Annotated in this window: 7 protein-coding genes; 4 read left to right on the top strand and 3 right to left on the bottom strand. The window is 61.7% G+C overall.

All coding sequences use genetic code 11. The features are described from left to right. The first annotated feature begins 6 nt into the window (after positions 1-6). The 3 genes from EB815_RS03730 to EB815_RS03720 are packed head-to-tail and all read left to right on the top strand — an operon-like array spanning position 7 to position 4,383. Positions 7-1,650, top strand: a complete 1,644-nt coding sequence (locus tag EB815_RS03730; RefSeq protein WP_056573741.1) for an ABC transporter substrate-binding protein — start codon at positions 7-9, stop codon at positions 1,648-1,650. Beyond that, positions 1,640-2,584, top strand: coding sequence for an acetamidase/formamidase family protein (locus EB815_RS03725; protein WP_056573738.1), 945 nt, complete (start codon positions 1,640-1,642; stop codon positions 2,582-2,584). Before EB815_RS03730 ends, EB815_RS03725 begins: the two co-directional genes overlap by 11 nt. Next, a complete protein-coding gene (locus EB815_RS03720; protein WP_081294976.1) occupies positions 2,581-4,383 on the top strand; it encodes an ABC transporter ATP-binding protein in 1,803 nt (600 codons plus the stop codon). The genes EB815_RS03725 and EB815_RS03720 overlap by 4 nt, the downstream gene beginning before the upstream one ends. 88 nt (positions 4,384-4,471) lie before the next feature. On the opposite strand, the gene EB815_RS03715 is transcribed toward EB815_RS03720, so the two are convergent. Genes EB815_RS03715 through EB815_RS03705 form a run of 3 tightly spaced genes read right to left on the bottom strand, consistent with a single transcriptional unit; the run spans position 4,472 to position 10,215 of the window. Then, positions 4,472-8,029: a glycoside hydrolase family 99-like domain-containing protein gene (locus EB815_RS03715; protein WP_162258934.1), complete on the bottom strand. Its 3,558-nt coding sequence runs from the start codon at positions 8,027-8,029 to the stop codon at positions 4,472-4,474. Next, positions 8,022-9,350, bottom strand: coding sequence for a rhamnan synthesis F family protein (locus EB815_RS03710; protein ID WP_056573732.1), 1,329 nt, complete (start codon positions 9,348-9,350; stop codon positions 8,022-8,024). The genes EB815_RS03715 and EB815_RS03710 overlap by 8 nt, the downstream gene beginning before the upstream one ends. Next, positions 9,340-10,215, bottom strand: coding sequence for a glycosyltransferase family 2 protein (locus EB815_RS03705; RefSeq protein WP_244494111.1), 876 nt, complete (start codon positions 10,213-10,215; stop codon positions 9,340-9,342). Before EB815_RS03705 ends, EB815_RS03710 begins: the two co-directional genes overlap by 11 nt. Before the next feature lie 354 nt (positions 10,216-10,569). Between EB815_RS03705 and EB815_RS03700 the strand changes: the two genes are divergently transcribed. Next, a complete protein-coding gene (locus tag EB815_RS03700; RefSeq protein WP_056573729.1) occupies positions 10,570-11,778 on the top strand; it encodes an ABC transporter substrate-binding protein in 1,209 nt (402 codons plus the stop codon). The last annotated feature ends 11 nt before the right edge of the window (positions 11,779-11,789 follow it).

Raw genomic sequence — 11,789 nt, 5'->3', positions numbered from 1 at the left:
ATAACAATGAAAAAGTATCTCATATCCACGGTAGCGGCATCGGCGCTGGCGCTGATGCTCGGCATGACGAGCGCCCGCGCCGAGGACACGATCGATCCCAACGCCAAGCAGGGCGGCGCCATCACCATCACCTACAAGGACGATGTCGCCACCCTCGACCCGGCGATCGGCTATGACTGGCAGAACTGGTCGATGATCAAGAGCCTGTTCGACGGGTTGATGGACTACGAGCCTGGCACCACCAACCTCAAGCCCGACCTTGCCGAGAGCTACGAGATCTCGCCCGACGGCAAGACCTTCACCTTCAAGCTGCGCCATGGCGTGAAATTCCACAACGGCCGCGAAATGACCGCCGACGATGTGAAATACTCGCTCGACCGCGTCACCAATCCGAAGACGCAGAGCCCTGGCGCGGGCTTCTTCGGCTCGATCAAGGGCTACGATGACGTCGCCGCTGGCAAGGCCGAGACGCTCTCCGGCGTAACCGTTGTCGACCCCTACACGGTCAAGTTCGAACTGACCCGCCCCGACGCCACCTTCCTGCATGTCATGGCCATAAACTTCGCCCATGTCGTGCCGAAGGAAGAGGTCGAGAAATACGGCGCCGATTTCGGCAAGCATCCGGTCGGCACCGGCGCCTTCAAGCTTGCCGAATGGACGTTGGGACAGCGCATCGTCTTCGAGCGCAACCCGGATTATTGGCACAAGGGCCTGCCGCATCTGGACAAGATCACTTTCGAGATCGGCCAGGAGCCGATCGTGGCGCTGCTGCGCCTGCAGAAGGGCGAGATCGACGTGCCCGGCGACGGCATTCCGCCGGCGAAGTTCCAGGAAGTGATGGCCGATCCCGAGCAGAAGGCGCGTGTCGTCGAAGGCGGCCAGCTGCACACCGGCTATGTCACCATGAACACCACCATGGCGCCGTTCGACAATGTGAAGGTGCGCCAGGCCGTCAACATGGCCATCAACAAGGCGCGCGTCATCCAGATCATCAACGGCCGCGCCGTGCCGGCCAACCAGCCGCTGCCGCCGTCCATGCCGGGCTACGACAAGGAATACAAGGGCTATCCCTATGATGTCGCCAAGGCCAAGGCGCTGCTTGCCGAGGCCGGCCACCCCGATGGTTTCGACACGCAACTGTTCGCCATGAACACCGACCCCAACCCGCGCATAGCCCAGGCGATCCAGCAGGATCTGGCGGCGATCGGCATCAAGGCCAGCATCCAGTCGCTCGCCCAGGCCAATGTCATTGCCGCCGGCGGCGACAAGGCCGGCGCGCCGATGATCTGGTCGGGCGGCATGGCCTGGATCGCCGACTTCCCGGATCCGTCGAACTTCTACGGCCCGATCCTCGGCTGCGCCGGTGCCGTGCCGGGCGGCTGGAACTGGTCGTGGTACTGCAACAAGGATCTCGACGCCAAGGCGGCCGAGGCCGACTCGGTGGTCGATCCCTCAAAGGCCGTCGAACGCGACAAGATGTGGAGCGCCATCTACGGCAAGGTGATGGAGGACGCGCCCTGGGCGCCGGTCTTCAACGAACAGCGGTTCACCATGAAATCGGCCCGCATGGGCGGCGCCGACAACCTCTATGTCGACCCGGTCCATATCCCGATCAACTATGACAATGTGTACGTAAAAGATGTGCAATAACTGCGATTACACTATCCACGGGCGCCATCACCATTTCGGCTGGGACAATTCCTTCGTCCCGGCCGAACGTGTGGCGCCCGGCTCGACCATCGAGTTCCAGTGCCTCGACTCCTCAGGCGGTCAGCTGAAGGCCGACAGCACGGTTGGCGATATCGCCAAGCTCGACTTCGCAACGATCAACCCGGTGACCGGGCCGATCTTCGTCGAGGGTGCCGAACCGGGTGACGCGCTGAAGGTGACGATCGAGATGTTCAAACCGTCCGGCTTCGGCTGGACGGCGAACATTCCGGGCTTCGGGCTGCTCGCCGACGATTTCATGGAGCCGGCGCTGAACATCTGGAAATATGACGCAGCCTCGCTCGAGCCGGCGCTGTTCGGCAAGAATGCGCGTGTGCCGCTAAAACCTTTTGCCGGCACCATTGGCAACGCACCGGCCGAGATGGGCCATCACTCGGTGGTTCCGCCCAGGCGCGTCGGCGGCAATCTCGACATCCGCGATCTCGCCGCCGGCACCACGCTCTATCTGCCGGTGGAAGTGGCTGGTGCGCTGTTCTCGGTCGGCGACACCCATGCCGCGCAAGGCGACGGCGAGGTCTGCGGCACGGCGATCGAAAGCCCGATGGACGTCGTGCTCAAGCTCGACCTGGTCAAGGACGCGAGGCTGAAGACGCCGCGCTTCACCACGCCGGGCCCGGTGACGCGCCATCTCGACGCCAAGGGCTATGAGGTGACGACCGGCATCGGGCCGGACCTGATGACGGGCGCGAAGGAGGCCGTTGCGCAAATGGTCGACCTGCTCGCCGGGCGCTACAAGCTCGATCCGGTCGAGGCTTACATGCTGGCCTCGGTCTGCGGCGACCTGCGCATCAGCGAGATCGTCGACATGCCGAACTGGGTGGTCTCGTTCTACTTCCCGCGCTGCGTCTTCGAATGAACGCCGGCGCGGGCAAGAAGCGGACCGGGGTTGCCGCTCCGGTGACGGCGGGACCGGTGCTCGATATTACCGGCCTGTCGGTCAGCGTGCGCGGCGAGGATGGCGGGCGCGAGGTTGTTTCCGACCTGTCGTTCACGCTTGCTCGCGGCGAAACGCTCTGCATCGCCGGCGAGTCCGGCTCCGGGAAATCGATGACGGCGCTGGCGATCATGCAATTGCTGCCGCAGCCTGCCGCCCGCATATCCTCCGGCACCATCCGCCTCGGTGAAACCGAGCTGACTGATCTCGACGAGCGCCAGATGCGACGCATTCGCGGCGACCGCATCGCCATGATCTTCCAGGAGCCGATGACCTCGCTGAACCCTGTGCTGTCGATCGGACGCCAGCTCACCGAATCCATCGAGGCGCATACCAGCCTGTCGCAAGCCGAGGCCCGCCAGCGTGCCATCGAGGCTCTGAAGGCGGTCCGCATTTCGGAAGCCGAAAGCCGGCTAAGGCAGTTTCCGCACGAACTCTCCGGCGGCATGCGCCAGCGGGTGATGATCGCCATGGCGTTGGCGCTCGAGCCCGACGTGCTGATCGCCGACGAGCCGACGACGGCACTCGACGTCACCGTGCAGGGCGAGGTACTGGAACTGCTGCGTGACCTGCAGCGCCAGCACGGCACCAGCGTCGTCCTCATCACTCACGACATGGGCGTGGTTGCCGAGATGGCCGATCGCGTCATCATCATGCGGCATGGCCGCATGATCGAGGAGGGCAGGACATCGGACATTTTTGCCCGACCGCGGGCCGACTACACCCGCGAACTGCTGGCCGCTGTACCGCGCATCGGCAGCGGCGTCGGGCGGCAAAAATCCAGGGATGCACAAGCGCTAACGCTGGCCAATGTCGCCGAGGTCAAGGATCTGCATGTCCGCTTCGACCTGCGCGGCGGCGTCCTCGGCAGGGTCAACCGCCGTGTTCACGCCGTCGAAGGCGTCAGTTTCTCGATCGCGCCCAACGAGACGCTGGCGCTGGTCGGCGAGTCCGGCTGCGGCAAGTCGACCACCGCGAAGGCGTTGGCCGGGCTGGTGCCGTACAGCGGCGACATCGTTGTCGGTGGACGCAATTTGTCGGGCCTGGGTCGCGACGAACGCAAGGCGGTGCGCCGCGACGTGCAGATGATTTTCCAGGACCCCTTTGCCTCGCTCGACCCGCGCATGCGCGTCGGCGATCTTGTCGCCGAGCCGCTCGTCATCCATGGCATCGCCTCGAAGGACGAGAGGCGGGAGCGCGTGGCGGCATTGTTCGAGCGTGTCGGCCTGTCGGCGGACCAGATGGAGCTCTATCCGCACGAATTCTCCGGCGGCCAGCGACAGCGGGTCTGCATTGCGCGCGCGCTGGCGCTACGGCCGAAACTGATCATCGCGGATGAAAGCGTATCGGCGCTTGACGTCTCTGTGCAGGCACGCGTGCTCGACCTGTTGAAGGAATTGCAGCGCGAATTCGGCGTCGCCTACCTCTTCATCTCGCACGACATGGCGGTGGTCGAGAACATTTCCGACCGCGTCGCCGTCATGTATCTCGGCCAGATCGTCGAGATGGGCACGCGCGACCAGGTCTTTTCCAACCCGCGTCACCCCTACACGAAACGGCTGATCGAGGCCGTGCCGGTGCCTGATCCGGCCAGGCGCAGGAGCCGCTTTGCTCGGCTCGATCAGGAGATCCCGAGCGCGACTCGCAAGATCGGCGAGGCGCCGCTGAAGCTGGCCTTGCAAGATGTCGGCAACGGCCATCTCGTCGCTGCCGGTAACTAAGGCAATTCCAGGAAAAGTGGGAAGCGGATTCCGTGCGCAATTGCGTCAAAACAAAGAGTTGGAGCAAGCCACCGTTTCCGTGAGACAGCTACTGCTCGAAAGCAACCTCACGGATTTTCGGGCTTCTCGCAGGGAACTCGCCCAATTTGGTTAGCGAATACAAGCTTTCCATCTCTCCGGCAGGGCGACCGGGAAAGAGCTGGTTCCAGAGCTGCACGACATGTTCGGCCATTTTCAGCTTGATGGCCAAATCCGTTTCATATGTGTGCAAGACATGCTGATGGATCATCTGCCGCGTGCGCAGCAGTGCCTCGGAACGGGAGGACGTGATGATGCTGGTCACGCTGTCGCCGTGCAGACGGTGATGATTGAGCAACGCAGCCTCATAGGCGACGGAGCCGTTGCGGATTGCCTCGAGGATAAAGTACCAGTCGCCGCCCGCCGGCAGGGACAGGACCTGCGCGACGAAATCCGGCGTGATGTCGAACTTCCGGAAAACCGCCGCGCTGATATTGATGACCGTGTTCTTGACACCCAGCCCTTCGTTGACCTCCCGCGCCGCCGAAACCTGGTAGCTGCGCTTCCATTTGAAATTGGAGAGATCGGTGAGGTACGGGCTGGACAGATAGTCGCCGACGGTCTCGCTTCGATCATTGATGATCTTCGATGCGCAAAAGGCAAACTTCACGCCTGGATCGCGGAACAAGGGCACCAGTGTTTCGAGGAAACTCGGGTCTGATACGTCATCGGCTTCGGCGATCCAGATCAAGTCGGCCCTTGCAAGCGACATGCCTTTGAACCACTGGGGGTAGGGCGCCCCGGAATTCCTGTCATTGACGATGACACGGGTGCCATGGACGCCGGCATAATAATCCAGGATCGATCGGCTATCGTCGGTCGAGGCATCGTCCAGGATGATGAGTTCAAAATCCTGAAACGACTGCCCCAGGATACTATCCATACGCTCCCGCAGATAGCGGGCGTAATTGTAGTTCGGCACGATGATCGAGACCGCCGGCGGCTTGTTTGCGACCTTCCGCATGGTCGACAGCAGTCGCGGAAAGACCCGATCGGTGGAAAAATTTAGCCTTGCCTTGGCGCTCGCCTGCCTGCCAAGCCGCATCCGCAGGGGCTTGTCCCGGATCAGGTTCAGCGTCGCATCGGCCATAGCTACGGGATCAGCCAATCCGACGATGATGCCGGCATCATCTTCGACGAAATCCGGAGCCCCACCGCTCTCGGCGAAGCAGATCACCGGCAATTCGGCGAAGGCAGCCTCCAGCATGACGCGGCCGAACGGCTCTTCGCGGGAGGTCAGAAGAAACAGGTCGGCCCGCCGCAGGTAAGCCCCCACATCGTCGACATCACCCAGAAATGTGACTTTCTCGTCCAACCCGTCCGCCCGCAATCTGCCGAGTTGCTGCGACCATGTACCGAGAACCTCATCTCGTTCCCGCCCCGGAAACGAGCCGAGCCAGTAGAAATGATAGTCTTCAACCCCGCGTGCCCGAAGGATCCGGGCGACCTCGATAAAGAGGTCGGCACCCTTGCGGAAGGGCATGCCGATGCCCGAACCCAGGACGATGACCTTGTCCGTCGGCCAGCCGGCAAGGCGGCGGCTTTCAAGGCGCCGGATTTCCGTGAGGTTTTGATCGGCGTTGGGTTGCGGAACCGCGCTTGGGATGACATCGATGGCGCCCGCTGCAACGTTGTGCTCGGACACCAGATAGTCCCGGACACTTCGGGAACACGCCACAAATCTTCGCGTGCGGGAAACGACATCGCCCATATTGTCCTTTGCGTATCGGGCAACGCTCGTTCCCAACTCCCTGGCATGCGTCAGGATTGGCCGCTCCAGTTCAGCAAGCAGCGCGTGCGCACGGCCGGTCGCAAGGCTGTTGCAATAGATGAGGTCCGGTATGCCACCGCACCATTCCGTAATGTGGGCCAACTTCGAGGCGGGCGTCTCTGCCTCTGAAGCCAGATCATCCAGAACGACGGTATCGGCGAGGCGTCGAAACTCTTCGAGCCGTTGACCCCCTGCCAGGCACAGGACCTTGATCTCCAGATTGGTGTGCGATTGCAGCCATTGGATGATGTTGATCAACGATGCCTGCGCTCCGCCGAGAGCCGCATCGTGCGACACGAACAAAACGCGCCACGACGGCTTCCCGGGTGATCTGCCGGCCGCTGGCCGTGCCGACAGGACGTCCCGCGTCTCCTGCAGATAGGCGTAGCCATAGCGGGCATCGGGCTCGAGATAGGCTCCCTCAGCCCACTCGTTCCAGGCATTGACGAAGATCAGCCGGCTGTCGAAATCGGCAAAACGATCGCATGTATCGACGACCGCGTTGGCGAGCCATTGCTTGTAGCGGGACGGCGATGCGTTCACCAGAATGTAGGCGGCCTCCATCCTCCGCGCCGTGTTGTCCCAGGAAGGGCAAAGCCCGCGAAACAGCGTGTAGGGAACCTGCGGGTACGCGCGGCTGCGATTGAGGAGCTCTGTCCAGTCGTAGACCTTCCCCCTGAAGCCGCTCCTGAGCGTTGGCATGCCGGCGCTGATCTCGGGAAGTCGTCCAAGATTCGGTGGGAACTCGACGGCGGCGTCGAATCCGAATTCGGCGGGATCGCCCGAGTCGAACGACTGCGGATAGGCAAGAAAAATCTCGCCGATGCCGGCCTCCCGGCAATGGGTCCTCCAGCGCTGTGCCGTTTCAGCCGCCGACGGAAACAATCCGGGCCGATAAACCATAAGCAGTGGCTTGCCGCCGATACGGATGTATCTTCTGTCACGGAAATAGCCGGCTACGTATCGGATGAAGGCCAGGTCGTCCTCGGGCGAGTGCGATTGCGGGATCAAGACTTCCTGTTCGCGCCCATTCCAACGGCGGCTCCACGGCTCGTTTGCCCAGTTGATGCAGAAGCCCATCTCGTGTGCGTCGTTCTCGACGAATTGGGCGATCGGCATCTCAAGGACGCGCTTGCCGTTGAACCAGTAGAAGTGGAAACAGAATCCCGAGAGGCCATACTGAAGGGCAATCTCGATCTGCTCCTTCTGGATGTCCTTCACTCGCAGGTCGTAGAAGCCAAGATCCGCCGGGAGCCTGGGCTGGTAATGACCGTCGAACTGCGGCGTGGCCCGCGTCACATTCGTCCATTCCGTGAAGCCCTTTCCCCAGAAGGCGTCATTTTCAGGAATCGGATGAAACTGCGGCAGATAAAATGCAATGAGGCGCGCCCTCAAAGCGGCTGGTCGCCCCTCGCCGGATCGCGGCACATAGGTGGCGGGTCTCTGGGGGGCGCCGGCATTTGTGCCTGGAGCACGCCGGGTGCTGCGCCCCTCAATCTTGCCGAAACGAATGTAGTGATCCAACGGATTCATCGACGTGGCAGTCACGTCGGGATACTTCGCCAGGTAGTATTCGTTGTCGAAGTCAGGACTCGGGTTTCGCGACTCGGCGGCACCGTGCCTGATGTAATGCAGGATCGGATCTTTTCCGCTCCTGGCTACATCCGGATTCTGGGCCAGGTACCACGACAAATCAAACAGCCCGCTGGCGCGAATTCGTTGCCAGGTTCGGAATATCTTCCATCGCCTTCTGCTGACGAGCGATCCTACGAAGATCTGGAGTTGGGATCTATCCAATCGGGTCTGCCTCCCGGGAATCCGGCGCCATGTCGTCATCCCAGGTAACGCCGGAGATCTTTGTGCAGATCATTCCAAGCACACGCTCTAGGGCATGCTGCAACGTGCCGTCTTGTTGGCTTGCCTCTTCGGGGAAGACTGCCATAGGCAGATCAAGCCGCATGAGCGGTTCCAGCGCGCCGCGGCGAACCCAGAACATCGTCCCGGCAAAGAAGTCGAGACGAGAGCTGGAGGGCAGCCCCATCGTCTCCAGCAAGTTGAGGACCATCGCCCTGTTCTCCCCCCACGCAGCCTTCTCCCCCTTCCATTCATTGGGCAACCGAAAGCGTCTGGATCCAATCATCTGGGTGTCGGGCGAACGCTCGAACTCGGCGATGATGCGGTCAACCATCTCGCGGGATCCGATCAGGTCGAACGCACTCGCCTGGCGCCAGATATCACCGAGGACCATGCGCGGCCCGCGCGGCCCGGACTTCTTGCCATGCAGCTTGCAGATCAGGTCGAAGGGATCGAGCCTTCCTTCACGAAGCAATTGGATGAAAGGGCCGACGTCGCGACCGCGATTGTCATAAACCACCACCTCGGCATCCGGAAATCTCGCCTGGACGCGCTGCGCGAGTGCCACGTCGGGCTCGGTCAGTGTGAGGATGAGATGGAAAGGGCGATCGATCCTCGCCAGCAGCGCCTCGAATTCGGGCCAGAGATCGGGGTAATGCAGATGAAGCGCTACGGCGATCCTGGGTTTGGCGGTGGGCCGGCGTTCGGGGGCCTCGGCTGGCGGACCATCAAAGTGCCGCGACAGGGTTTTCTGCAGATTGTCGCTCGCCGTGCCAAAACCCCAACCGGCAAGGCTGCCAAGGGCACGGGCCAACTCGCGCCCTTCCGCCCCTGAAATGTGCAAAAGAGGCTGCAATACGATCCCGTGGCCAAGCGGCAGTTGAAATCGCCTGTGGCGACGGCGCCGACTCAACAGCGTGCCAACATCCCTGATGCTTAGGGGGCGAGCGCTCGCCGCAACGACGTCGCTTCTGTCAAACCGCAGCACCAGGCCGCCTTCACTGCTTTTAAGCAGATAGGACGTCCGGCTGGTGACAGGCACATAGACGATCTTGTCGGCCTGTCCCGGGCGGCGAACATTGAGCCGGAGAAACGGCATCCGCCTCTCTGTTGGAGAAAGCTCGACGATGTAGCGTCCCGGCGTGTGGATGTGGATTTCGCTCGGCGCACCGCTTCGGTCTACGCCATATGCGTCGCCTTTTCGCGGTTCGCAGGGCAGGACATCGGGCGGAACAAGCCTCGTGTCGATAGCGTCAGGCGACATAGCCGCTGTTCCGATTCGCGTGCGATCGGTCAAGGATGCTGTCAAATATGCCGATCAGCCGGCCCAGGGAATTGATCAGTCTATTTCGATTAAGCGTAAGGCAGTAGAAGCCTATCTTCGTCAGATAGCGGAGTATGTCCACAAATGGGCTATAGGCTATGCCGTACTTCCTGCGCAAGTGGATCTCCGATCGCATCTTGGACCGATATCGGAAGATCCGTGACCGGGTTGATTGTGCAACCGAAGTGCCAACGTCGTGGACAGCATGCGCGCTACTGACAAGGATCATGGGTTCGTCACGCTGCAGCAGCCGATAAGAGAGATCGTCATCTTCGAAATACAGGAAGATATCCTCGTCGAAGCCTCCCGTATCGAGGAAGAGTGTTCTTCTGATCATGAACACGCCGCCATTGACGAAGCGCACGCAACAATCCCCCCAGACCTGCCGGATACGTGTGGGCAGCGACACACCGGAAAGGCGATCGATTTCGCTCTGGTCGCGAAACCACAGGCGCCCATCCACCGTGTTCGTGCGCGGCACGAAGACGCCGCAATTCGGGTAGCGTTCAGCCGCCTGCATGAGCGCGTCGACGGCGTCCGCGCCAAGGCGCACATCGGGATTGACGAACAGCAAATACTCTCCCGATGCCGCCGCCGCCCCGATGTTGCAGGCACGCCCAAAGCCGAGGTTTGCAGGATTATCGATGCGATGAACGGCAAAACCGGATAGCGCGGCGGAAAGATCGTCGGTGCTTGCGTTGTCGACGCACACGATCTCGATGCCCGGGGGCAAGCAAGCGAGCGCGCCGCGCACAGTATGCGCGCTGTTGTGCGTCACGGTAACGGCGGTTATCGATCTATTCATTACTAAAGCCATCCTGATATCCCAGTTGGCTTCCCCCTGCAGGCTGGCTATCCATACGCAATCTAAGCGTTACGGCTCTGGCGGTCGAGTCCATTCCCCTGAACTAAGACTGGGACGATGTGTACGCTGGTTCAGCCTTGCCGGCCGTCACGGCTAACATGGCCGTGCCGCTTCCGAGCTTCCGGCTGGCCAATCGGCCGTGCCGCCGCCCGGCGAGCAAGAGCCTGCCAGGCTTCGAACGTGAAATCCGCAAGCCGCCCCCTTGCCGTTCATCCTCATCTTGCACATGTTCAATACCGCTTGCTGGTGATCGTTTGGGGGGACGGTCGGATTCATCACGGGAGGAAATAGAGAATGAAGGCATGCTGTTTCGTTTCGGCCGCGCTTCTCGCCGCGACCGCGATCCCCGCCTCGGCCGCCGGAATTTCCGATGGGAAAGTCAAGATCGGCATCCTCAATGACCAATCCGGCGTCTATGCCGATTTCGGCGGTAAATGGTCGGTCGAGGCGGCCAAGATGGCGGTCGAGGATTTCGGCGGCAAGGTGCAGGGCGCGCCGATCGAGATCATCAGCGCCGACCATCAGAACAAGCCCGACATCGCCTCCAACATCGCAAGGCAGTGGTACGACACCGAACAGGTCGACGCCATCATGGAACTGACGACCTCATCGGTCGCGCTCGCCGTCCAGGGGATTTCCAAGGAAAAGAAGAAGATAGACATCGTCACGGGTGCCGCGACCACCGACCTTACCGGCAAGCAGTGCTCGCCCTACGGCTTCCACTGGGCCTATGACACCCATTCGCAGGCGGTGGGAACCGGCGGTTCCCTCGTGCAGCAGGGTGGCGACAGCTGGTTCTTCGTCACCGTTGACTATGCGTTCGGCTATTCGCTCAAGGAACAGACCGCCAAATTCGTCGAAAGCCATGGCGGCAAGGTGTTGGGCGAGGTGCGGTATCCCCTTGGGTCTACCGATTACTCATCCTTCCTGCTGCAGGCGCAGTCTTCGGGCGCCAAGGTCATCGGGCTGGCGAATGCCGGCCTCGACACGTCCAATTCCATCAAGCAGGCCGCCGAATTCGGCATCGTCCAGGGCGGCCAGCGTCTCGCGGCGCTTCTGTTCACACTGGCCGAGGTGCATGGGCTGGGTCTCCAGGCCGCGCAAGGCGTCGTCCTGACCGAGGGCTATTACTGGGATCGCGACGACAAGAGCCGCGAATTCGGACAGCGCTTCTTCAAGCGCACCAACCGCATGCCGAACATGATCCAGGCCGCGACCTATTCGGCGGTGACGCAGTATCTGAAAGCGATCGATAAGGCCGGCACCGACGAGACCGAGGCCGTCGCCAGGCAATTGCATTCGTTGCCGGTGGACGACGCCGTGACCACCAACGGCAAGGTGCAGTCGGATGGCAACATGGTCCACGACATGTATCTCTACCAGGTCAAGGCGCCCGGCGAGAGCACGAAGGATTGGGACTACTACAAGTATCTCGCCACCATCCCCGGCAAGGAGGCCTTCCTGAGCGAGAAGGAAAGCGGCTGCCCAACGGCGGCACAGTGATCGGCGCGGCC

The sequence above is a fragment of the Mesorhizobium loti genome (genome assembly GCF_013170705.1).
Lineage (GTDB): Bacteria > Pseudomonadota > Alphaproteobacteria > Rhizobiales > Rhizobiaceae > Mesorhizobium > Mesorhizobium loti_D.
The sequence above is the reverse complement of the archived record's forward strand: the minus strand, read 5'-3'. Positions and strand labels throughout refer to the sequence as shown.